23 protein-coding genes are annotated in these 23,052 nt (G+C 63.7%); 16 read left to right on the top strand and 7 right to left on the bottom strand.

Annotated features, from left to right (window positions below):
• Nucleotides 1–431: substrate-binding domain-containing protein (locus NKI06_RS23065; RefSeq protein WP_352987330.1), on the top strand; the 431-nt coding region annotated here is incomplete at its 5' end.
• On the opposite strand, the gene NKI06_RS23060 is transcribed toward NKI06_RS23065, so the two are convergent.
• From NKI06_RS23060 to NKI06_RS23050, 3 genes are all read right to left on the bottom strand, one after another.
• Nucleotides 419–1,399 (bottom strand): alpha/beta hydrolase, encoded by a 981-nt coding sequence (locus tag NKI06_RS23060; protein ID WP_352987328.1) that lies wholly within the window; start codon nucleotides 1,397–1,399, stop codon nucleotides 419–421. The genes NKI06_RS23065 and NKI06_RS23060 overlap by 13 nt on opposite strands.
• Before the next feature lie 14 nt (nucleotides 1,400–1,413).
• Nucleotides 1,414–2,562, bottom strand: a complete 1,149-nt coding sequence (locus tag NKI06_RS23055; protein WP_352987326.1) for a Gfo/Idh/MocA family protein — start codon at nucleotides 2,560–2,562, stop codon at nucleotides 1,414–1,416.
• A gap of 255 nt (nucleotides 2,563–2,817) precedes the next feature.
• The gene (locus tag NKI06_RS23050; protein ID WP_023682641.1) at nucleotides 2,818–3,579 is read right to left on the bottom strand and encodes a DeoR/GlpR family DNA-binding transcription regulator; all 762 of its coding nucleotides are present in this window, start codon (nucleotides 3,577–3,579) and stop codon (nucleotides 2,818–2,820) included.
• Between the two features lie 162 nt (nucleotides 3,580–3,741).
• Here NKI06_RS23050 and NKI06_RS23045 point away from each other — a divergent pair, with 162 nt between their 5' ends.
• From NKI06_RS23045 to NKI06_RS23005, 9 genes are all read left to right on the top strand, one after another.
• Nucleotides 3,742–4,542 carry a beta/alpha barrel domain-containing protein gene (locus NKI06_RS23045; RefSeq protein WP_352987324.1) on the top strand — a complete coding sequence of 267 codons (801 nt, stop codon included), beginning with the start codon at nucleotides 3,742–3,744 and terminating at the stop codon, nucleotides 4,540–4,542.
• 3 nt (nucleotides 4,543–4,545) lie between these two features.
• Nucleotides 4,546–5,496, top strand: a complete 951-nt coding sequence (locus NKI06_RS23040; RefSeq protein WP_352987322.1) for a PfkB family carbohydrate kinase — start codon at nucleotides 4,546–4,548, stop codon at nucleotides 5,494–5,496.
• Nucleotides 5,497–5,585: 89 nt separating this feature from the next.
• Nucleotides 5,586–6,731 (top strand): ABC transporter ATP-binding protein, encoded by a 1,146-nt coding sequence (locus tag NKI06_RS23035; protein ID WP_023686996.1) that lies wholly within the window; start codon nucleotides 5,586–5,588, stop codon nucleotides 6,729–6,731.
• 115 nt (nucleotides 6,732–6,846) lie between these two features.
• Nucleotides 6,847–8,094, top strand: a complete 1,248-nt coding sequence (locus NKI06_RS23030; RefSeq protein WP_352987320.1) for an ABC transporter substrate-binding protein — start codon at nucleotides 6,847–6,849, stop codon at nucleotides 8,092–8,094.
• Between the two features lie 139 nt (nucleotides 8,095–8,233).
• Complete coding sequence (locus tag NKI06_RS23025) at nucleotides 8,234–9,130, top strand: carbohydrate ABC transporter permease (RefSeq protein ID WP_352987318.1); 897 nt, start codon at nucleotides 8,234–8,236, stop codon at nucleotides 9,128–9,130.
• 4 nt (nucleotides 9,131–9,134) lie between these two features.
• Entirely contained in the window at nucleotides 9,135–9,977 is an 843-nt protein-coding gene (locus NKI06_RS23020) for a carbohydrate ABC transporter permease (RefSeq protein WP_023686993.1), read from the top strand.
• A 38-nt stretch (nucleotides 9,978–10,015) separates the two neighbouring features.
• Entirely contained in the window at nucleotides 10,016–10,837 is an 822-nt protein-coding gene (locus NKI06_RS23015) for a sugar phosphate isomerase/epimerase family protein (protein ID WP_352987316.1), read from the top strand.
• A gap of 4 nt (nucleotides 10,838–10,841) precedes the next feature.
• Complete coding sequence (locus NKI06_RS23010) at nucleotides 10,842–11,567, top strand: ribulose-phosphate 3-epimerase (protein ID WP_352758136.1); 726 nt, start codon at nucleotides 10,842–10,844, stop codon at nucleotides 11,565–11,567.
• Nucleotides 11,567–12,595, top strand: a complete 1,029-nt coding sequence (locus NKI06_RS23005) for an ROK family protein (RefSeq protein ID WP_352987314.1) — start codon at nucleotides 11,567–11,569, stop codon at nucleotides 12,593–12,595. The genes NKI06_RS23010 and NKI06_RS23005 overlap by 1 nt, the downstream gene beginning before the upstream one ends.
• 78 nt (nucleotides 12,596–12,673) lie before the next feature.
• Here the strand turns inward: NKI06_RS23005 and frp are convergent, their stop codons facing one another.
• The 3 genes from frp to NKI06_RS22990 all read right to left on the bottom strand — a co-directional run bounded on the left by frp (nucleotide 12,674) and on the right by NKI06_RS22990 (nucleotide 14,368).
• Nucleotides 12,674–13,009 (bottom strand): fluorescence recovery protein, encoded by a 336-nt coding sequence (gene frp, locus NKI06_RS23000; protein WP_352787641.1) that lies wholly within the window; start codon nucleotides 13,007–13,009, stop codon nucleotides 12,674–12,676.
• A gap of 75 nt (nucleotides 13,010–13,084) precedes the next feature.
• Nucleotides 13,085–13,360, bottom strand: coding sequence for a hypothetical protein (locus NKI06_RS22995; protein WP_023729215.1), 276 nt, complete (start codon nucleotides 13,358–13,360; stop codon nucleotides 13,085–13,087).
• 96 nt (nucleotides 13,361–13,456) lie between these two features.
• Entirely contained in the window at nucleotides 13,457–14,368 is a 912-nt protein-coding gene (locus tag NKI06_RS22990) for a LysR substrate-binding domain-containing protein (protein ID WP_023699792.1), read from the bottom strand.
• 102 nt (nucleotides 14,369–14,470) lie between these two features.
• On the opposite strand from NKI06_RS22990, the gene NKI06_RS22985 reads away from it, so the two are divergent.
• The 3 genes from NKI06_RS22985 to NKI06_RS22975 all read left to right on the top strand — a co-directional run bounded on the left by NKI06_RS22985 (nucleotide 14,471) and on the right by NKI06_RS22975 (nucleotide 16,679).
• Nucleotides 14,471–15,109: a DsbA family protein gene (locus NKI06_RS22985; RefSeq protein WP_352987311.1), complete on the top strand. Its 639-nt coding sequence runs from the start codon at nucleotides 14,471–14,473 to the stop codon at nucleotides 15,107–15,109.
• A gap of 68 nt (nucleotides 15,110–15,177) precedes the next feature.
• Nucleotides 15,178–15,786: an NAD(P)-dependent oxidoreductase gene (locus tag NKI06_RS22980; RefSeq protein ID WP_352987309.1), complete on the top strand. Its 609-nt coding sequence runs from the start codon at nucleotides 15,178–15,180 to the stop codon at nucleotides 15,784–15,786.
• 161 nt (nucleotides 15,787–15,947) lie between these two features.
• Nucleotides 15,948–16,679 (top strand): SDR family oxidoreductase, encoded by a 732-nt coding sequence (locus NKI06_RS22975; protein ID WP_352987307.1) that lies wholly within the window; start codon nucleotides 15,948–15,950, stop codon nucleotides 16,677–16,679.
• Here NKI06_RS22975 and NKI06_RS22970 read toward each other — a convergent pair.
• Nucleotides 16,630–17,562: a LysR family transcriptional regulator gene (locus NKI06_RS22970; RefSeq protein ID WP_352987305.1), complete on the bottom strand. Its 933-nt coding sequence runs from the start codon at nucleotides 17,560–17,562 to the stop codon at nucleotides 16,630–16,632. The genes NKI06_RS22975 and NKI06_RS22970 overlap by 50 nt on opposite strands.
• A gap of 281 nt (nucleotides 17,563–17,843) precedes the next feature.
• Here NKI06_RS22970 and NKI06_RS22965 point away from each other — a divergent pair, with 281 nt between their 5' ends.
• The 3 genes from NKI06_RS22965 (at nucleotide 17,844) to NKI06_RS22955 (ending at nucleotide 22,736) form a co-directional block, all read left to right on the top strand.
• Nucleotides 17,844–18,758 (top strand): dihydrodipicolinate synthase family protein, encoded by a 915-nt coding sequence (locus tag NKI06_RS22965; protein ID WP_352987303.1) that lies wholly within the window; start codon nucleotides 17,844–17,846, stop codon nucleotides 18,756–18,758.
• A 229-nt stretch (nucleotides 18,759–18,987) separates the two neighbouring features.
• Nucleotides 18,988–20,850, top strand: coding sequence for an ABC transporter ATP-binding protein (locus tag NKI06_RS22960; RefSeq protein ID WP_352987300.1), 1,863 nt, complete (start codon nucleotides 18,988–18,990; stop codon nucleotides 20,848–20,850).
• A complete protein-coding gene (locus tag NKI06_RS22955) occupies nucleotides 20,850–22,736 on the top strand; it encodes an ABC transporter ATP-binding protein (protein ID WP_352987298.1) in 1,887 nt (628 codons plus the stop codon). Before NKI06_RS22960 ends, NKI06_RS22955 begins: the two co-directional genes overlap by 1 nt.
• The last annotated feature ends 316 nt before the right edge of the window (nucleotides 22,737–23,052 follow it).

Genomic DNA, 23,052 nt, shown 5'->3' with positions numbered 1-23,052 from the left:
CTGCCCGCGCGGGGGGCCCGCGCCGCGGGCGCGACCCCGGGGGGCCTCCCCCCCCCAAGACCGGGGGTCTGCCCGGCAAGACCGGGGGTCTGCCCGGCAAGACCGGGGGTCTGCCCGGCAAGACCGGAGGTCTGCCCGGCAAGACCATACTGTGTGCGAATGACCGCCTGGCTTTCGGCGTGATGGCGGCAGCCTTCGCGAAAGGGCTGAAGATCGGCCGCAAGGCCGATTGCGACCTGCGTATCGCCGCCCATGACGACCATCCGCTGAGCCGCTACACCTGCCCCGCACTGACCACCATCGCGCAGGATTTTGCCGCCATGGCGGGGCGCAGCGTCGAGACACTGCTCGCTTTGCTCAACGAGGATACGGCAAACGTCGCGCCGAAGGTCAGCCTCGACGCCGCCCTGGTGATGCGTCAGTCCGCTTGAGCCTTTCCAAAGGCAGGATCGAAGCTTCGCCACGCGGCAATGGCGGCGGCAACCGCCTGTCTCGCTGCCGGGCCGTGACGGCCCATCGAGACGAAGCCGTGGATCTGACCGGGCCAGTGTTCCAGCACGACCGGCACGCCGGCCTGCTGCAGACGCCTGGCATAGGCCTCGCCTTCGTCGGCGAGGATGTCGTGACCGGCGATGGCGATGAAGGTGGGCGGTACACCGGCGAGGCTTTCCGCCTTCAGCGGTGAGATGCGCCAGTCGCCGATGTCGGCGGCGTCGCCGATGTAGTGATCTCGGAACCAGGCCATGGTCGAGGCGGTCAGGCCAAAGCCTATGGCGAAGCGCCGATAGCTGTCCGTCGTCTGCCCGGCATCGGTGTTGGGATAAAACAGCAGCTGCGCTGCCGGCGGATTTTTGTCCCCCCGCGTGAGCAGGCCGAGCACCGTGGCGAGATTGCCGCCCGCGCTGTCGCCGGCAACCGCGATGCGGGCAGCGTCGATGCCGAGTTCGTCCGCGGCGCTTTGCATGAAGGCAAGTGCCGCTCGGCAATCCTCTATTGCCGCCGGGAATTTGTGTTCCGGCGCCAGCCGGTAGTCGACGGAAACGACGACAGCGACTGCCCCGTTGGCGAACCAGCGGCAGATCTCGTCATGCGAGTCGAGATTGCCGATCACCCAGCCGCCGCCATGGAGATAGAGCAGCGCCGGAGCGCCTGCCGAAGGCGCGCCCTGCCCGCGATAGATCCTGAGCCTCAGCGGATCGCCGGGTCCGGAGATGATGCGCTCATTGAGTGCCGCTACCGGCTCACGCTCGCCTTGCAGGTTTGGGAAGCCCTCATTGTAGGCACGGCGCGCCTGTTCAGGCGTTCCCGTTTCGAACGGCGGCGCGCCGGCCTGGCTGCCGAGCTCGAGCACATGCCGGGCCTCCGGATCGAGTGTCGGCAGGGACGGTGGCAATGTCACGGACGAACCTCCCGTCAGGCAAGCAGGGTTGCCGCTTCGTCTTCGCCAAGCAGCGGCGGCTGGTCGACCGTGCCGTTGACGGCAACCGAGCCGCGGCTTTCGCCGGAAGCCAGGATCGCCTCCATGATCTCCAGCACGTGCAGCGCCAGCTCGCCCGAGGCGCGCGGCTTTCTGCCAGTGGCCAGCGCGCGCGCCAGATCGGCGACGCCGAGCATGCGGTAATTGGCACGGTCGGGCGCGGCATAGGGCCAGTTGCGGGCGCCGTAGAGTTCGCTCTCGCTGGCGAAATCGGCCCAGTCGGCGCCACGTTCCGACAGCGAGACCGTGCCGCCGAACGTGTCGGGATCGGGCAGCCTGAGCGAGCCTTCGGTGCCGTGCAGTTCGATTGGATGGTTGGAGTGTTTGAACACGTCCCAGGAGGCGCCGAAGGTGACGGTGGCGCCGGAACGGAATTCGAGCAGCGACACTATGTTGGTCGGCGTGCCGACCCTGAATGTCGTGTTCTTGAACGGCCCGTCGGCCGTGATCAGCCTCTCCTCCTGGCCGTGCGTCGCCATCGCCATGACGCGCTCGACCGGTCCGAGCAGGTTGACCAGCATGGTCAGGTAGTATGGACCCATGTCGAACACCGGACCGCCGCCGGGCTGATAATAGAATTGCGGATTGGGATGCCAGTGCTCCATGCCCCGTCCCATCATGAAGCCGGTGCCGGTCACCGGCTTGCCGATGGCGCCGTCATCCATCAGCCGGCGCGCGCGGCGGCCGGCTGCACCCAGGAATGTGTCCGGCGCCGAGCCGATCAGCAGGCCGCGCTTCGCGGCCTCGGCGACAAGGCGGCGGCCGTCGGCGGCAGAGGTTGCCAGCGGCTTTTCGGTGAAGACATGCTTGCCCGCCGAGAGCGCTGACAACGAAATGTCGAAATGCGCCGCCGGGATGGTCAGGTTCAGCACGAGGTCGATATCGGGGTCGGCGAGCAGCGTGTCGACGCCAATCGCTCGGATGCCGTATTCGCTGGCGCGCAGCTCGGCCATGTCAGCGGAAATGTCGGCGCAGGCGCGTAGCTCGACACCACCGAAGAGCGCTGCATTGCGCAGATAGGTCATCGAGATGTTGCCGCAGCCGATGACACCGATGCCGAGCTTTGTCTCTGACTTTCCGTGCATTTCCAGCTTTCCTCCGAAGCCAAGGGCATGCTGCACGAACCGTTGCAGTTCCCACGCCCCCCCGCAATCCGCTATACAGGATTTTAAATATTGACGCGCGTAAAATTTTTATAGAGCTTATGAGAATTCTGGCGCGCATTGGGAGGCCGCCAGCGCGAGGAGGAGAACATGACCGGCATGAAAAACGGCCAACGGCCGCTGCGAAGCCCGTGGGTCATGCGCGTCTTCCGTCGCGCATCAGAGACCGGGACGGCTTCAGGCATAGATCACCTTGGCCCCGACCCTATCAAGCTCACCGCGTATTGGACCGGGCAGGCCATCGTCGGTGATCACCACATCGACGGCCGACAGCGAAAATGCCTTGGACGTCCCGCTGACGCCCCATTTGCTCGAATCGGCGAGCAGGACAACGCGCCGGGCCATGCGAACGAGGTTCCGCTTCGTTCGCGCCATGTCTTCGTTCACGTCGACCACATCCAGTGACGAGTCTATCGCATGCGCTCCAACAAATACCTGATGCGCTACCAGGCCGCCGAGAGCCGTATCGGCATCGGTGATCAGCGTGCTCACCGTGTCGGGATAGACCCGGCCGCCGATCATATGAACGTCGAGCCCGGGACGATGCATAAGATGCTGCACGATATTCATGGCCGTGGCCGCGACCACGACATTGCTGAGCGGCGGTAACTGCATGGCAAGCTGCATCAAGGTCGAGCCACCGTCGAAGATGACCGACTGGTTGTCCTCGAAAAGGTCGAGCGCCGCCCGGGCGATGCGCTTCTTTGCGTCGAGGTTCGTTTGCATCCGCCGGGCGAACGCGGCCGTCGTCGAATCGGTGGTCCGGGTCACCGCCCCTCCACGGGTCTTGGTCAGCAGTCCCTTGCGGTCCAGTATTTCGAGGTCGGAGCGCACCGTGACCTCCGACACGCCAAACCCGTCCGACAGGTCCTTGATGCGAACCTGTCCGCTGCGTTGCACCTCGCCCAGGATCGATTGGCGTCTCTGCTCCGACAACATTGCCCGGCCCTTGCCTGCCTGCGCCGAGCAATCGCGCCGGCCTCGGCTCACCTTACCGGAAATATGCAGATTCGAAAGCTTTCGAAAGATTGTTTTTCCTTTTTCTTTCGGAAACACTGGATCGAGCTTTTTTTAATCAACCGATCAGGGAATTTTGCACTCATGAGCCTAGGAACCAAGGTGCGTCTCGCGCGCCTCTTCTCGCATCCATCGGGGAACCTCTTTGGCGGCGCGGTCGACCACTTCGTCGGCTATGGCGACGTGCGCAAAGGCGGCCTTGCCGACCTGCCGGGTGCGCTCGCACGCGTCATGGCGGGCAAACCCGACTATGTCAGCATCCAGCCCGGCACAGCGCGCCATCTGTGGCCGCAATATGCGGGCAAAGCTTCCCTGGTGATTCAGGCGGGCTGCTTCACTGCGGACGATCGCATCAGCGAGTTGATCGCAACGCCCGAGGACGCGGTGCGCGCCGGGGCCGATGCGTTGGCCGTGGCCATTCCGGTGCGCGGCGCGACGGAGGGCAAATACATACGCTGGCTGACCGATTCGGTGAATGCGGCGGCCCGCTACGGCATGCCTGTGGTGGCGCATATCTACCCTCGCGATTTCACCGACGGGGCAAAGATCGTCTTCACTACCGACGAGATCGCCTATGCGGCGCGCATCGGTTACGAGTCCGGCGTCGACGTGATCAAAATCGGCTACACCGGCGATTTCGAGTCGTTCCGGGAGACCGTCCGGACCTGCCCGGTGCCGGTTGTCATCGCGGGCGGTCCAAAGACCGATACGCTGCTCGGCGCGCTTCAGCAGACGGCGGACGCCATCCGTGCCGGCGCGCGCGGCGCCGTGGTCGGCCGCAATCTCTGGGGGCACGGCGATCCGGAGAAGGCAGCGCTTGCCTTTCGCGGCGTCATCCATGACGGCCTTTCGGCGCAAGACGCCCTGGCGAAGGCGGGTGCCTGAACGATGCCCACCATCCCCTCGATCCTCGGCTTCGGCGCTATTGCGATCGATGACATCGTCTACGTCGATCAGCCATTGTCGGCGGGCAAGGGGAAGGTTCTGCAAAGTACCCGCGCCTTCGGGGGAAATGTCGCGACGGCGCTGGCCGCCGTCGCGCGGCTCGGCGGAACCGCCGGGTTCGTCGGATGGCTGGCCAGTGCCGCGGACGACGCGGTGCAGCTCGATCTAGTGGCGAGCGGTATTGAAACCGCATTCGCGCCGCGCCATCCCGACGCGCGCCCGGTGCACTCGCGGATCACCGTCGGCTCGGACGGGGAAAGGTTCATCGCGTATGACGACGATGCGATGCTGGGCACCGCTCCGGACTTTCCGGACGATATCCTCAGCCGCGCAACCGTCCTGATCGTAGATAGCTATGCGACCGGGTCGCTGGATGTCGTGGCTCGGGCTCGCGATCTCGGCCTTGCGATCCTCGGCGATATCGAATGGAGCAGCGGCCCCGCCACGGAGCGGCTGATCGCGCTCTGCGACCATCTCATTCTTCCACTTAGCTTTGCACGGACGGCCACGGGGCGCCGATCGCCTGCCGAGATGCTCGATGCCTTGTGGTTGCCGTCGCGATCCGCCGTGGTTCTGACCGATGGCGGCAGGGGTGTGTACTATCGCGGCCGTGAAGAGACAGGTCTCTGGCACCTGCCCCCGCACCGGGTTGCGGTCGTCGACTCCACAGGCGCGGGTGACTGCTTTCATGGCGCCTATGCCCATGTGTTGACGCGCGGAGCCGACACTGCGGGCCGGGTGGCATTCGCGGCCGCGGCGGCGGCCGTTTCGATAACGGGGCGTGGCGGGCGCGAGGCGCTTCCGACCGAGGACCAGGTCGTGCAACTCCTGGCATCGGCGAACGCGCCGTCAGCAGTCGACCTGAAAAATGCGCATGTGGATGCTGGAGCATGACCTGAAACGATCCGACGAAACATTTCGCAGGCGAACACAAGCCCAGGAGAATCATAAAAATCAGGGCTTATACTTGTGGATGGAGGAATATGGCAGAAGTCATTCTTGAGAAGATCTGCAAAACCTACGGGAACAGTTTTCGCGCAATCGACCAGTTGAACCTGTCCGTCAAGGACGGCGAGTTCTTGATCCTCGTCGGGCCTTCCGGCTGCGGCAAATCCACGGCGTTGCGAATGATCGCGGGGTTGGAAGACATCACCAGCGGCAGCCTTCGGATCGGCGGGGTCGACGTCGTCGACATGCCGCCCAAGGACCGCGACATCGCGATGGTGTTCCAGAGCTACGCGCTCTACCCGCATATGACGGTATCCGAAAACATCGCCTTTTCGATGCGGCTGGCAGGCAAGCCGAAGGCCGAGCGCAAGAAGCGCGTGGACGAGATCGCCAAAACTCTTCAGCTGACGTCTTTGCTGGACAGCAAACCCGCGAACCTGTCAGGCGGGCAGCGTCAACGGGTTGCCATGGGCCGCGCCATGGTGCGCGAGCCGGCCGCCTTTCTCATGGACGAGCCGCTTTCCAATCTGGATGCGAAACTGCGTGTGCAAATGCGCGCCGAAATCACCAGCCTGCAAAAGCAGCTCGGCGTCACGACCATTTACGTGACCCACGATCAGATCGAAGCGATGACGATGGGCGACAGAGTCGCGGTGTTGAAAGGCGGTGTGCTGCAGCAGGTCGACACACCCAAGAGGCTCTATGAATCGCCGGTTAACGCCTTCGTTGCCGGCTTCATCGGCTCTCCTTCGATGAACCTTTTCGAGGCGACCCTGAAGGGCGGCGAGCTCGCTTTTCGCGACTTCGCCGTCCGGCTGCAGGATGCAGCCTTCGTGCGCAGGCCGGCCTTGAGGTCGTATGCGGGGCGCAAGGTCGTGTTCGGGATCAGACCGGAGGATCTTTATGACAGCAGCCTTGAATCCGGTCGCAAGTATCAGACGATACCGGCCAGGGTGACCTCGATCGAGGAACTCGGCTCCGAACAGATCGTCCACATGAACATCGACGCGGTCCGGGTGGACTCCGGCGATCCGGATGCGGTGGACGATTTCGGCCTGGCGTCGAACGCGGTGGCGAGGTTCGAGCCGATCAGCGCCGTCCGCTCCGGCTCGGAAATCCGGTTGGCCGTGGATGATGCCAAGTTCCATTTCTTCGATCCCGAAACGCATCTGGCGATCTGAAGATCTGCGGAAGACCGCGGGCGGGAGCGAGGTGCCTGCGGAAGATACAAGAAGGCTTCTGAATGAACAGACGATCGTCCGCATTGTGCGGCCGACCTTGAAGAAGGAGGAGAAAATGATGTTTCGGATACGACCCGCGATGCTGAAAATAGCCGCGGCCGCATGGTTGCTTGGTGCAACCGGCGCCATGGCGGACACGACGCTGGAATTCACCCAATGGTGGGAGCCCGAATTGCCGGCGGGATCGCTCAGGGCAATCATGAACGACTTCGAGGCTGCAAACCCCGGCATCAAGGTGACGCTGGTCAGCGGTCCCTATGCGACCACGCGAGACCAGATCTCGGTCGGCGCCGCAACCGGAACGCTCAGCGACGTCGTCGGTCTCGACGGCGCCTGGGTGAACAATCTGGACGCGCAGGGTGCGCTGGCCGACATGAACCCGATGATGGATGCGAGCGGGTTCGACAAGACCCAGGTCGCGGATATCATCAAGGTGGACGGCAAGGCGGTGATGTTTCCCGTGGCTTCGTTCGTCTATCCGGTCTTCGTCAATCTGGACCTCGCCGCCCAGGCAGGCGTCACCAAGCTGCCGTCGACCCGCGCGGAGTTTCTCGAAGCCGCCAAGAAGATGACCCATGCCGACAAGAACCAGTATGGCTGGGTGCTGCCCCTGTCGCTGCAAACGCCGTCCGGTGTCCAGAACGACCTGATGTCGTGGGTCTGGGCCTCGGGTCAATCGATGATGGTTGAAGGCAAGCCGGCTCTCGAGGGCAAGCCGGTCGTCGATATGCTCACTTTCGTCAAATCGCTGAACGACGCCGGCGTCATCTCGCCCGGCATTGCCACCAAGACCGAGCAGGAAAAGGTCGAGGAATTCGTCAACGATCGGGTCGGAATGATGATCGACTCGCTCGCGCATGTGAATCTCATCCGCAAACGCAATCCCAAGCTGAACTTCGACCTCATCCCGGTCCCGGTCGTGGCGGACTACAACGGCAAGCGCGGCCTTCCCTATGCCTCCTGGGGCATCGGCATCTCTGCCGCCTCGAAACATCAGGATGAAGCCTGGAAGCTCGTCCAACATCTGATGAGTGAAAAGGTGAATGCCAAGCTCGTGTCGCTTGCAAACGCCTTCCCGGGGAACGTCAACGCCAAGCCCGATTTCGTGACCTCGGACAAGGCTTTCGCCAAGGCTTTCGAAATCTTCCAGACCGGCTATCTCGCCAACGAGTTCACGGGCCTGCCGGTGGCTGAAGACCTGATGACCCAGTTCGACGTGGAGGCTCAGAAGATGCTTGCCGGCGAGCAGTCTCCGGAACAAGCCGCAACCAACGCTCAAAAGGGCTGGATGGCGAAATTCTGAGCGGCCCATTGCCCGTTTGCTATCTTCCACCGGGTGGCCCGGCCTCGGCCAGGCCACCCGTCAACAACGGATCGCAATTTGAGATGGACCTGTTTTTGAAGCGCACCTTCCTCCTGAAGGCACATCCCAGGGGTCGCACATGACCAGGCAGAAGCGCTCCCACCATCGACTGAAACGAGCGGTCGCACCCTATCTCTATCTGTCACCATCGCTCCTCATAATCGGCCTTCTGATGCTGCTGCCGATGGTGACGGTGATTGGCTATTCGTTCCAGAACAGCGCGGTGCTGCGTCGCGACCCGTCCTTTGCCGGACTGAAACACTACCAGGCGATCTTTGCCGATCCGGTGTTCTGGGCCTCGCTGTGGCACACGCTCTACTTCACCTGCATGAGTGTCGTCTTCCATATGACCATCGGCATGCTCTTCGCACTCATGCTGAACAGCGACCGCATCAATCCGACGCTGCGCAACATTCTGCGCGTGCTGTACATACTGCCCTGGCTGTTCACCGCGGTAATTATCGCGGTGATCTGGCGCCTTCTGCTTGAGCCGAATGGTGTCGTGAACAGTGTTCTCATGCAGATGGGCATCATCGGTTCCAAGGTCGAGTGGTTTTCCTCGCCCGCGACCGCGCTGCACGCCGTCACCTTCGCCAATATCTGGGCGGGCTACCCGCTTTTCATGGTCAGCCTGCTCGCAGGCTTGCAGGGCATTCCCAAGGATTTCTACGAGGCCGCCGATATCGACGGCGCGAAGGCCTACCAGAAGTTGATCTTCATCACCATTCCGCAGCTGATGCCAATCATCATCAGCATCTCGCTGCTCGACTTCATCTGGACCATGCAGGTCTTTCCATTGATCTGGATAACGACGGGTGGCGGTCCGATCTACTCGACCGAGGTCCTCAGCACCTACACATACAAGCTGGCGTTTTCGAGCTACAACCTGTCGCAGGCCTCGGCGAGCGCCGTGGTCATCCTGCTGATCTCTCTCGGCCTGACGCTGTTCTACATCCGCTATCAAAAGGCTCGGTAGTCACATGAGGAAAATGCACACGCCGAAAGACAGGCTGATCACCGCCGCGCTCCATGTCGCGCTTGCCGCAGGGCTCTTTTTCGCGGCCTTCCCGATCTACTGGATGCTGAGCAGCTCGTTCAAGTCGAACACCGAAATCTTTGCCCTGCCACCAACCGTCCTGCCGAAGGCCTTCACGCTGGAAGCGTATGCGGCCATCCTGGGCGACCCGGTAAAGCTGCGCTTCTTCTTCAACAGCTACTTCGTGGCCGGAGCGGTGACCGTGCTGACGGTGCTGATCGCCTTGCTGGCGGCCTATGGGTTCAGCCGTTTCAATTTCCGCGGCAAGGGCAGCCTCAACACTCTCATCATCAGCACGCAGACGATCCCGCCGATCACGCTTTTGATCCCCTTCTTCGGGCTTGTCGTCTCGTATGGCATCTTCGACACCTATGTCGCGCTGATCCTGACCTATCTGGTGTTTACGCTGCCCTATGCGATCCTGCTGATGACGGGATATCTGAACACCTTGCCGCGCGACCTCGATGAAGCGGTGGCTGTCGACGGCGGCACCAGCTGGACCGCACTGTGGCGGGTGATCGTCCCGATTTCACTGCCTGGTATCGTGGCGACGTCGGTCTACACCTTCCTGTTGTGCTGGAACGAATTTCTCTTTGCGCTGACACTGACGAAGTCGACGTCCATGCGCACCGTCCCGATCGGCATCCAGTTGTTGATGGGGCAACACGCCTTCGAATGGAACCAGATGATGGCGATGAGCGTGCTCGGCTCGCTGCCGCTCCTGGTCATCTACCTGGTTGCCCAGAGGTTCTTCCTCGCCGGCATGACCGCAGGGTCGGTCAAGTAGGATGTCCCTCCAACGGAGGTGGATCAAGGAATGAAAGGATGACCGTGAAAGACCTGAAAGTCGGCTGCCAGACCTTTACCTGGGAAATGCTCGGCGACCGTTTTGCCGGCGGCCCGGACGATCTGCTCAAGGCGATCGCCGATGGCGGCTATGCCGGCATCGAGATCACCGACACGATGATCGGCCGCTATGCCGGCAAGCCGGCGGAGTTCGCGGCCGCGCTGAAATCATCCGGACTGACGCTCGTCTCCTTCGCCTTCGGCTCGAAGAGCGGTTTCACGCTCAGGGATGAGATCGGCGCCGACCTCGATACCGCCAAACGCTGGATCGACTTCGCCGCCGCCTTTCCCGGCGCGCTGGTGTCGATGGGCTCGGCCACGATCGTTTCCGACGGGCCGCGCGACCACAAGTTTGCCATCGCCGCCGAGGTCTACAACAAAGCCGGCGAGCTCGGGCGCGAGGCCGGCGTCCAGGTCGCGGTGCATCCAAGCTCGCATCACAACACGCTGCTGTTCGACCGCGCCGACTACGACCGCATCTTCGGGCTGCTCGACGCCTCGCTGGTGGGCTGGGTGCCCGACACCGGCCACATCTTGCGCGGTGGCCAGGACATGGCGGATACGCTCACCACTTATCGCGACCGCATCGGCTATGTGCATCTGAAGGATGTCGACGCGAATGGAACCTGGGCGATGCTCGGCAAGGGCGTCTGTGACACGGCGAAGGTGATCGAGATCGCTGGTGCTGCACCCAATTTCAACGGCTGGCTGGTGCTGGAGGAAGAGTCCGAAACGGCCGCCGCCGACCCTGCCGGCGCCGTCAAAACCAACCGCCAGACAATGCGCGGCTACGGAGCCTGAGACGATGACGACGAACAAGCCCCTGTCCGGCCCCGCCGCAATTGCCGCTCTGCCGCGCAACCGGCTTATCGGCGAGTTTTCGCTGTGGTCGGCCGACCTCGCCAATATGGAGCGCGATTTGAAGCGCATCGAGACCCATGCCGATGTCCATCATATCGACGTCGCCGATGCCCGCTTCACCCCTGGCTTCCTGTTCTTCCCGGATCTGGTGGCGCACATCGCCAAGCTCACCGCAAAGCCTATCCATGTCCATTTGATGGTCGAAGCCGAGATCGTCGAGGAACAGACGCGCCAGTTCATCGAGGCCGGCGCCGACCTGATCAGTGTGCACGCCGAAAACGGCGAGACCGGTCTGCGTGCCGTGAAACTGGCGCGTGAACTCGGGGCCGAGGCCGGCGTGGTGCTGCGGCTGGAAACACCGGTCGCGGCCGTCACGCCGTTCCTGCCGGAAGTGGCGTTCGTGACGCTGCTCGGCACTTCCATCGGCGTCAAGGGCCAGAGCCTGTCCGATCAAGCGTGTCCGCGCCTGATCGAGGCGCGCGCGCTGATGCGCAAAGCCGGCCGCGAGGCCGACATCGTGCTCGCCGCCGATGGCGGCATCCGCCATGAGACCGTGCCGCTGCTGCGCGCCGCAGGTGCGGAAACCGTGGTGCTGGGCTCGCTGGCCTTCGGCGATCCCGACCTTCCCCGGCGCATGGCCTGGCTGCACGGGCTGGAGGTCGCCGCCTGATGACCAAGCTTGCGCTCGCCTTCGATCTCGGTGGCACGGCGCTGCGCGGTGCGCTGGTCGAAAGCGATGGCCGTATCGTCGCTCATGCTTCAGCGTCGACGCTTGCCGGTGCGGGATCGGAGGCGGTGATCAGCCAGATCGTCGCTTTGGCAGGCACGCTCCTCAAGGAACACCCGCAGGCAAAGGTCGCCGGCATCGGCGTCGGTGCGCCGGGGCCACTCGACCCCAAGGCGGGGATCGTCATTGCGCCGCCAACGCTGGCCGGCTGGCATGATGTGCCGCTGATCGACATTCTGGGGCGGCATTTCGGCCTGCCGGTGCGGCTGGAAAACGACGCCAATGCGGCGGCGCTCGGCGAATGGCGTTTTGGCGCCGGACGCGGCAGCGGATCGCTGGTGTTCGTGACCGTATCGACCGGCATTGGCGGCGGCGTCGTCGCCGATGGCCACATCTATCACGGCAGGCGCGGACTGGCGGCCGAGATCGGCCACATGACCATCACCGGTGAAGGCGACCGCTGCTTTTGCGGCGCCATCGGCTGCTTCGAGGCCGTTGCCTCCGGAACCGCGCTCGGCCGCCGCGCCACGCGACTGACCGCGCCGGGCGACGGCTCGCTCTTACGACGGCTGTCAAATGACGGTGACGTCTCGGCCAGGCATGTCGTAGAGGCTGCCAAGGCCGGCGACGCCAACGCTCTCGACCTGATCGAGGCGGAAGCAAAATGGCTGGGCATCGGCTTCACCAATCTCTTGCATCTCTATTCGCCCGATCTGATTGTCATGGGTGGCGGCCTTTCCAACGGGTTCGACCTTCTGGCACCGTCGATCAGAGCGGTCATCCAGCAGCGAGCGATGCCGGCCTATCGCGACGTGCCGGTCGTGCAGGCTGAACTCGGCGACCGCGCCGGGCTGATCGGCGCCGCGAGCCTGATCCTGTGGGAAGGCGAACCGGGTGCGCCGCTGGCGATGGCGCAGGACGACAAGGACAGAGGCGCGACCCCCGATGCCACGGAGGCACGCCATGGCTGAACTCGAGCTGCGCGGCGCGCGCGAAGATGGTGAATGGTCCAGTTTTGAATGCAGCGCCAAGGTCCCCGAAGAGGACCCCTACCCTTCGCGATTCCAGCTGGCGTATTTTCGGATCGTTTGCCGCTTGTCTTCCGACAAGCCAACAAGGAGACTCTCCTCGAGATAGCCTTGCCGGATGAGATTGGCGAAGACCTGTATTAGCTGTGAATAGCGATAGTCGAACATCTGGTCGATCTTCCGTCGCTGCTGCCGCAGAAAGTCTTCGACATCCCACATTTCGGAAGGCGTTGCCGCAACGTGGGCCCTGCTCTTGAGTTCAGCCAACGTCTTGTCGAGCGCCACCTTCAGCGCTGCGTCATAGGCAGTGCGGGCGACTTTCTTTTCGGACGGAGACCATTTCTCATCAGCGGTCATCGACTGTCTCTATCGTGTTCGCGGCGGCCGTCATCCGGTAACCCTGGGACGCAGGACCCCGCCTTTGGGACCAATCTACTTTCCGCAATGGTGATCGTTGACCTTGTTCAGCGCATTCGCGTCCGGCCCGACCCGGTCGTAAGAGCACGGGCCGGCCGCCGTGGTGATCAGCATTTTGTCATAGTAGCGCGGGCCGCCGAACAGGGCGTAGATGAGGTCGCGATGGGCGGGGACGTAGCGTTCGGGTTCTGGCTGACGATGGCGATGCTTGTCTTTGGCGACAGCCGCTGTGGACAGGCTGCAGCCGACAGCGAGAGCGAGCATGCAGGTCGCAAAGATCTTGGTGGTCATCGGCAGTACCCCTTCTGACGGTTCGGAATCGCAGCATATCCAAAAGCGCCTGCCGAACAAAGGTTCCCTCGCCGGCATTGCCGGCCGGTGCCGAAATCAGCCCGCACTGCGCGCGCGCCGCCGTTCGGCTGCAACCAGGAGGTCGACGAAAGCGCGCACCTTGGCCGGCCTGAAGCGCGCCGGCGGGAAGACGGCATGGATGCCACCGGACGGCAAGGTCCAGTCCGCGAACACCCGCACCAGCCGGCCGCGCGCAATGTCGTCGGCGACGCTGTAATCCGGAAAGATGCCGAGGCCGATGCCGGCCAGCACGCAGGACAGCACGCCTGGTGTCTTGTCGCAGCTGACGACGGGGTTGAGTTCGGCCAGCACCGTTTCCGTGCCCCTCGAGAACAGCCATTGGCCGACCCCGCGCAACTGGGCGTTGCCGACCCAGGGCAGCGACTTCGCCTGCCTGGGGCTGGCTTCCCCAGGCAGCCTGGCGGCCAGTTCCGGGCTGGCGACGACGAATTGCTGCAGGCTGCCCAGCCGCCGCGCCAGATTGCTGGAATCGGCAAGCCAGCCGACGCGGATGCCAAGATCGATCTGCTCGTCGACCAGGTTGCTGACCGCATCGTCGAAGATCGTCTCGACCCGCATTTTCGGGTATTTTCTGATGTAGGCGGCGATGGTCGGCGCCACGACCTTCTCGCCATAATCGAGCGGCGCCGTCAGCCGCAGCGTCCCCGTCGGCTGCGCCGCTCGCTGCGAAATGTCGCCATAGGCTGCCTCCGCCTCGCGCAGGATGATCGCGGTCCGGTCATAGAACAGACGACCCTCTTCGGTCGCCGTCACGCGCCGGGTCGTGCGCCGCAACAGCGTAGCGCCAAGCTCTTCTTCGAGCTTGCCGACCTGATGGCTGACCACAGCCTTGGCAACATCGAGACGGTCGGCAGCGGCCGTGAACGAGCCGGTCTCCACCACGGTGGCGAAGTAGACGAGCCGATTGAGATTGAGGAGTTCGGTCACAGGCCACTCATTGTCTGATTTTATCAGACAGTTTGTATGATTGATCGCTATTTTTCGCAAGCGGTCCAGCTGTCATCTATCGGGCAACAGAATGAGGCCGCCATGACCAATGCAACCCTAACCTATCTTTTCGACCCGCTCTGCGGTTGGTGCTATGGCGCCACGCCGATGCTGGATCGACTGGCCGCCGGCGGGACCGCGCTCCAACTGCTGCCGGTGGGGCTTTTCTCCGGTGCCGGCGCGCGGCCGCTGGATGCAGGTTTTGCCGCCCACGCCTGGGACAATGACCAGCGCATCGCGCGGCTGAGCGGACAGCGCTTCAGCCAGGCCTATCTCGACAATGTGCTCAATGTCAGCGGCACCTTGCTCGATTCTTCCGCTGCCACCATGGGCATCAACGCCGCCGGGCTGGACGACTGGCGCCAGGAACTTGCGGCACTGAAGGCGATCCAGCATGCGCGCTATGTCGACGGCCGCGATATTGTGACGGTTGACGGCGTCGCTGCGGTACTGACGGACGCCGGCATGAGCGACGCGGCAAAGCTCTTGAAAGCGCCGACGCAGCCGTTTCTGGCGAAGCATCACGACCTGGTCAGCCGCGGGCGGATGTTGTTCCAACGGCTGCATGCCAATGGCGTTCCCGCGCTGGCGGTGATCGGCCAAACGGCGCCGCGCCTGATCGGCGCCAACGCGCTGTTCGGCAGCTACGACAATCTCGTCGCTCACATCGAGGCGGCGTAGTCCCAGAAATTCTCCCCAGATGAAATTCTCCCCAGATGAAATTCTCCCCAGACGAAAGGAAAATCCCCATGAAAATCGCACTTATCGGCGCGTCCGGCCAGGTCGGCTCCCGCCTGCTTAAGGAACTCTCCGATCGCGGGCACAGCATCACCGCCATTGCCCGGCATCCAGACAAGATCGCGGCACTTCCGGGCGTGACTGCCAAGAAGGGCGACGTCTTCGACAAGGATGGCCTTGCCGCCCTGATCAAGGGTCATGACGCGGTGATCTCCTCGGTGCATTTCCTCGACAGCGATCCCGATACGCTCATCGCAGCCGTGCGTGCTTCCGGCGTCAAACGCTACCTCGTCGTTGGCGGCGCCGGCAGCCTTGAGGTTGCGCCCGCCAAGCGCCTGGTCGACACGCCGACCTTCCCTGATATCTACAAGGCCGAGGCGCAGAAGGGCGCCGACTTCCTCGACACGCTGCGGACGGTCGACGATCTCGACTGGACCTTGCTGTCGCCTTCGGCGCTGTTCGTCGCCGGCGAGCGGACCGGCAAATACCGCATCGGCAAGGACACGCTGCTGACGTCCGACAAGGGCAGCAGCATTTCCTTCGAGGACTACGCCATCGTCATGGCCGACGAGATCGAAAAGCCGGCGCATATCAAGCAGCGCTTTACGGTCGGCTACTGAGCGCACTTCATTGACAGGGGCACTCGACGGAGCGGCCCGCGTCGGTTCCTATCGACGATAGTGCCATCGGAGCCTCCGATGGCACTATCGCTTTCTTCCGTTTCCACTCCTGCCGCCGGTCTGCGACTCTCGCCGGAGCGGTTCAGGACAGGAACGGAAACATGGCAGACATCGCAAAATCGAAAATCGCTATCATTGGCGGCAGCTCCGGAATGGGGCTGGCGTTGGCAAGGCGGTGCCTGGACTCAGGCGCCGAAGTCATCATCGTCAGCCGCAGTGAAGCCAGGCTCAAGCGTGCCGGCGAGGCGCTGCAGAACCCTTCCGCTTTGAGCGCCGTCGCCGCCGATATTGCCAGGGAGGATCAGGTCGCTGACCTGTTCAAGCGAATTGGCCGGCTCGACCATATCGTCAGCACCGCCGCCGACATCGAAGGCGCCTATGAGCTATTGCCTTCAGTCGACCTGAAGGCGGCGCAGCGGGTCGTCGAAAGCAAATTCTACGGGCCGCTGCTGCTCGCCAAGCATGGCGCGCCGCAGCTTTCGGCCAACGGCTCCATCACCTTCACCTCAGGCATCGCCGCCTTCCGGCCGGCGGCGCGCGGCTCGGTCGTTGCCGCTGTCAACGCTGCGCTGGAAGGGTTGGTGCGGGCGCTAGCGGTCGAACTGGCGCCGATCCGCGTCAACGCCGTCTCGCCGGGCTGGGTCGACACGCCGATCTGGAGTTTTGTGGCCGGCGACAAGAAGCACGAGACGCTCGATGCAATGGCCAGGCGCCTGCCGGTCGGCCGCGTCGGACAGCCGGACGACATTGCCGATGCCATCGCCTTTCTGATGGGCAACGGTTTTACGACAGGGACGGTTCTGCATGTCGAGGGCGGTCACCGGCTGATCTGAGCGCAGCGAAATTCCTGGCCGCGGCCGCCAGCAGCAGTTTCAGCGCCGGCGGCTGAACCCGCCGGCGGCGCCAGATCATGACCAGCGACGCGATGCGGGCCGAACCCGGCCATGGCAATTCGACGATCTCGCCGCGATCGAGCGCGTCGGCAACGGCCAGCCGCGGCACCAGGCCCATGCCGACACCAGTCGCCACCAGGCCCGCAATGGCGCCGATGCTGCCGACTTCGGCGGCAAGTTCTGGCGCTGCCATCTCGGCAAAGGCAGTGTCGAACAGATGCCGGTAGACGCATCCGGTTTCCGTCACCACGAAACGCATCGCGGCGAGTGCCGCGAGGTCGCTCTGCCCCGATGCGGGCGCATGTTCGGGTGGGGCGACAAGGACCAGCGGCTCGGCCGATATCGTGCGCCGGGCCAGACGTTCGTCCAGACCGCGCTTGTCGAAACAGAAGGCGACGTCGATCTCGCTCTCTTCGAGCTGCCGCAGCAGGGCGTCGCTGCCGGCGATTTTCAGCCGCAGACCGATCTCCGGGTGGTCGCCTCGAAAGGCCGCCAGCCATTGCGGAAGTCTGACGGTGGCAACCGTCTCCAGCGCGCCGATCGTAACCGTTCCGGCGGTCATCCCCGTCGTTGCCTCGACGGCAATACGCGCTTCCTCCGCCAGTTGCAGAATCTCTTCCGCATAGGGTCTCAGCGCGTCGCCGGCCGCCGTCAGGTCGAGGCCGTGGCGCGAGCGGATGAAGAGGACGACGCCAAGTTCGCTTTCCAGCGACTGGATCTGGTCGCTGACGCTCGACTGCGCCAGATGAACCTCCCGCGCTGCGCGGGTGATATTACGGTGCCGCGCCACGGCGAGGAAGGTCTTGAGCAATCGTGGGTGCATGCCGTTTCCGGATCTGTCTCTGTTCGACATTTCGGGCTTGGCTGGTCCATTTGCAACCCTGGTCCATTTGCAACCCCGGTCCATTTGCAACCCCGGTCCATTTGCAACCCATTGACGCCGGCGTCATCTGGTTGCGGCAGACCGAAGGGCCAGAATTTCGCGGCAATGACCCGCAAGTTTTCCCACGGCCGGCGCGGTGGCCCAAGAGATCGCCTCTGGCAGATCGCATCGCACGTATGCTCTATGCCAAGCTGATTTCCAGCACCGATGGAAGGACCGACATGCCCCGCCCGCAAGGAACCATCGCCCCGATCCTGACGCCGTTCGAGAACGATGGCCGCATTGCCCGTGACCTGTGGATCTCACATGCCAAATGGGTGCTGGGCCAGGGCGCCCATTTGCTGTCGCCGTTCGGCACCACGGGCGAGGCACTGTCGCTCTCGCTCGACGAGCGCATGCAGGCGCTGGAATGGCTGGTTGCATCAGGCATTTCGCCGGGGCGCATGATGCCCGGCACCGGCGTCACCGCACTGCCCGAAACCGTCGAACTGTCGAAGCACGCGGTCGGCCTCGGCTGCGCCGCCGTGATGGTGCTGCCATCGTTCTTCTACACGGCCGCCGGGGACGATGGCCAGGCGCGCTACTACAGCGAGCTGATCGAAAGGGTGGCCAACCCGGCGCTGAAGATGATCCTCTACCACATCCCGCAGAACTCCGGCGTGCCGGTAAGCCCTGCCCTGACCGCCCGGTTGAGCGCGGCGTTTCCAGAGACGGTCGTCGCCTACAAGGATAGCGCCGGCGACTGGAACAACACGGCGGCGGTGATTGCCGCCGCACCCGACGTCGCGGTGTTCCCCAGCTCGGAGGCGCAACTGACCAAGGGGCTCGCCAGTGGTGCTGCGGGCTGTATCTCCGCGACCGTAAATCTCAACGCTGCGGCCATCCGCGCCCTCTACGACGCGACGATCGCCGGCCAAGACGTCACGGAAGCGGACGCCGCGATCAGGGCGTTCCGCAAGGTGGTCCAGGATGCCGGCCTGATCCCGGCGATGAAGGCAGTGCTGGCGGTGCGCTCCGGCGACAAACGCTGGCTGAACCTGCGCGCCCCGCACCAGAATGCAACGCTGGAAAGCGGCAAGGCGCTGCTCACGGCGCTCGGTCCCGCAGCTGACCATATTGGTCGAGGTCGGGCATGATGGTGGCTGGTGCATGCTCGCATCTTTTCAATCGGCCTAAAGTGACGAGCCTGCCGCCTCTAACGCCGACACGGGCTTAAGCGGTCGCGGACGATCAGCCTCTTTCAGGCACAGTGCGATACCGCCATTGGCCCTTGAACGGTCAAAATGGAGGCGTACCATCGCGGCATCTGAAACTGAGTCTTCTTCATTCGTCTGGGCTAATGTCCGGACCGGATTGGATATTTCCTTGGCAAGGGACGCAACCAGCGGCGCGGCGAAGCGCGGCAAATCGTTTGCCCATGTGGCGGAGGCGTCCTGGGGCAAGGGCCTCAGCACGCTGCTGCGCATCGTGCGCATGACGTTGCGCCATCCCTGGCAGGTCGCGGTCACCATCGCCTCGACCTTCATCGCCGCGACGCTGCAGCTGTTCATCCCGCGCCTGCTGGGCCACGCCATCGACCAGGCGCAAGGGGTGATGGAAGCCGGTGGCGGCGCAGCGGCGGAGCAGGCGCTGTGGACGACGGCGATCACCTTGCTCGTCGTCAGCATCCTGCGCGGCCTCTTCACGATGGCGCAGAATTATTATGGCGAGGCCGTCGGCCACCGCACCGGCTATGAGCTGCGCCTGGCCTTCTACGAGAAGATCCAGCGGCTGAGCTTCTCCTTCCATGACCGGGTGCATACCGGTGACCTGATTACGCTTGGCCTGCTCGACCTCGACGGCGTGCGCATGTTCTTTTCCACCGGCATATTGCGCGTGGTGCTGCTCGGCGTGCTGATCGGCGTCGGCTCCTATCTCCTGATCAGCACCGATCTCGAGCTCGGGCTGCTCAGTCTGAGTTTCGTGCCGTTCGTCGCCTGGCGCTCCTCGGTCACACAGCTCAGGCTGCGCAGCACCTGGCTGACGCTGCAGGAGCGGCTGTCAGTGCTGAGCCGGGTGATGGACGAGAACCTCGGCGGAATCCGCGTCGTGCGCGCCTTTGCGGCGCAGCGGCATGAGCTGGAAAAATTCGACCGCGCCAAGAAGTCGGCGCTGGAGCTTGCCGACCAGCGCGTCGACATCCGCGTCTCTAACACCAGCGCCATGAATTTTTCCTTCCTGGCGGCCATGGGCCTGGTGCTGTGGTTCGGTGGCCAGAAGGTGATCGCGGGCCAGATCAGCGTCGGCACGCTGGCGCAGTTCCTCACCTTCATGACCATCCTGCAGATGCCGGTGCGCCAGCTCGGGCTGATGGTCAACTCGTTCGCCCGCTCCTCGACCTGCGGCACAAGGCTGTTCGAACTGCTCGACGCCGAACTCGACATTCAGGATGCGCCCGATGCCAAGGATCTCGTGGTCACCGAAGGCGTGCTGCGCTTCGACAATGTCGGCTTCCGCTACGCGGGCGCCGGCGGCCGGCCGGCACTGTCGGGCATTTCCTTCGAGGCAAGGTCCGGCGAGACCGTCGGCATTGTCGGCCCGCCGGGCAGCGGCAAGTCGACCATCGCGCATCTGATCCCGCGCTTCTACGATGTGACGTCAGGCGCGATCACCATCGACGGGCAGGATATCCGCGAGGTCACGCTGCAATCGCTGCGCAAGGCGGTCGGCGTCGTGCAGCAGGACGCCTTCCTGTTCACCACCTCGATCGAAAACAACATCGCCTATGGCAATCCGTGGGCGCGCGAGACCCGCATCGGGCAGGCGGCTGAATACGCCCAGCTGCACAATTACATCATCGGGCTTCCGGCCGGCTACACTACAGTCGTGGGCGAGCGCGGCTCATCGCTTTCCGGCGGCCAGCGGCAGCGCCTGACCATCGCCCGCACCCTGATGCTGCGGCCTTCGGTGCTGGTCTTCGACGATTCCACCGCGGCTGTCGACGCCGGCACCGAGCAGCGAATCCGCACCGCGATGAAGCGCTTCGCCAAGGACCGCGTGACGCTGATCATCTCGCACCGGCTGAGCTCGCTGATGCATGCCGACCAGATCCTGTTCGTCGAGAATGGCCGCATCGCCGAGCGCGGCACGCACCAGGAATTGCTGGCGCTGGGTGGACGCTACCGCGCGCTTTACGACCTGCAGCTGCGGCCGGACGACGATTTTGCGGTGGCGGTGGGAGCCGCATGATGTCAACACAGAACGACGACCAGAAGGAAGACACCAGCCGGCGGCCCACCAGGGCCGTCGTCGGTTCGCACCGCGACGAGGAAGAGGTCTTCGGCAAGGTCTACGATCCGCGTATCGTGCGCCGCATCTGGAGCTTCGTCAGACCGTATCAGGGCCGGATCTTCATCTCGGTGGCCGCCGTTTTGGTGTTCACTCTGACGCAATTGGCGATCCCGCTGGTCATCCGTTACGCCATCGACCACGGCATGGCGGCGGGCAAGGCCGACAGCTCCGTCATGAACTGGGCGATCGGCGCCTTCGCTCTGATCATCCTGATCAACTATGCCGCCAGCTATGTCCAGGAAAGCGTCGTCGGCAAGGTGGCTGAGAATGTGCTGTCGGATTTGCGCCGCGCCATGTTCAGCCATCTGCAGCGCGTCTCGCTGAGCTTCATGGACAAGACCGAGGTGGGCCGGCTGATGTCGCGCCTGCAGGGCGACGTCAATTCGATGCAGGAATTCCTCGAGACGTCGGTGATGTCGGTGGGCGACATCGTGCTTCTTTTCGGCATTGTCAGCGTGCTTTTGTGGCTCGATTTTCGTCTCGGCCTGTTGACGCTGTCGACCATGCCGGCGCTGTTCATCGTGCGCCTGTTCTGGCTGCCGCGCGCCAAGGTCGCCTTCATGGCCGCGCACGAAGCCAATTCGACCGCCAATGGGGCGCTGGCGGAAGGCATCCATGGCGTGCGCACTGTGCAGAGTCTCGAACGCCAGCACGTCAATTTCGACCTCTATGACGAGAAGGTGCTGGCCAATCTCAGGGCTCACCTGACCTCGGCCAAATATGCGCAGGTGATGGTGCCGATCGTCGACACGCTGACCGGCATTGCGATGGCGACGGTCATCGTCGTCGGCGGTTCGATGGTGCTGTCGCACAGCCTCGACATCGGCGTCATGGTGGCGTTCCTGTTCTACATCCAGCGCTTCTTCGACCCGATCCGCTCGCTCACCATGCAGTACAGTGTCATGCAGCGCGCAATGGCGTCGGGCCAACGCATCTCCGAAGTGCTGGACGTGCCGGTCGACGTCAGCGACAGACAAGGCGCGGTGGCGCTGACGCGCGACATGGACGGTTCGGTCGAGTTCAGGAACGTCACCTTCGGCTACCGGCAGAACCAGCCGGTGCTGAAAAACATCTCCTTCCGCGTCAATCCCGGCGAGACGGTTGCGCTTGTCGGCCCGACCGGTTCGGGCAAGTCGAGCTGCATGGCGCTGGTGCACCGCTTCTACGACGTCTGGTCCGGCGAGGTGCGGGTCGGCGGCCACGATGTCAGTGACGTCACGCAGGATTCGCTCGGCGACCAGGTCGCCATGGTGCTGCAGGAGCCGTTCCTGTTTTCAGGCACGGTGCTGGAAAATATCCGCTACCACAAGACCGAGGCCACCCGCGAAGAAGTGGTGCGCGCCGCACAGGCCGTCGGTGCGCACGACTTCATCGAGCATCTGCCTGACGGCTACGACACCGAGCTCGAGCAGCGCGGCGGCAATCTCTCGCTCGGCCAGCGCCAGCTGATCAGCTTTGCCCGCGCGCTGGTGGCGGACGCCAAGATCCTGGTGCTCGACGAAGCCACGGCCAGCATCGACTCCTACACCGAGATGCTGATCCAGAAGGCGCTGGTCACGCTGCTGGAAGGCCGCACCGGCCTGGTCATCGCCCATCGGCTGGCGACCATACGCGGCGCCGACCGCATCATCGTCTTACAGAACGGCGAGATCGTCGAGAGCGGAAATCACGAGCAGCTGATGGCGGCCAAGGGCCTATATGCCAGGCTCTACAACATGAACTACGCATCGTTCGACGATATTGCCGAGGAAGACATAGGCGCGCCGGCCGGCAAGGCGACGTGAGCTGCTGCCGGTTCAGCTCGACTGGGAATGGTGCGGGGCCAAAACTCGTCGTCGACCAATTCGGCTTCAGATGACGACGTTTCAGCTCGCCTTCCAGCGTAAGCCCGGCGTCACGCCTGCCGGCGCGTTCGGGTGGACGAGCCGCCGGTCGCCTTGAGGGCGATCCCGCCTAAATTCTGAATTCTACGCGCCGCCCAGCGCGCGCGATGGCACGCTCAGCTTGCGCCTGAACCTTAGCAAACGCCGTGATGATGGCTTTCGTTCCTTAGCCGTCGGATGAAAATCGCCGGGGAACAGGAAGGCTTGCTGGGAGTTT

Source organism: Mesorhizobium sp. M0772 (assembly GCF_040320135.1).
Taxonomy (GTDB): domain Bacteria; phylum Pseudomonadota; class Alphaproteobacteria; order Rhizobiales; family Rhizobiaceae; genus Mesorhizobium.
This window is presented reverse-complemented; position numbering and strand designations above follow the sequence as displayed.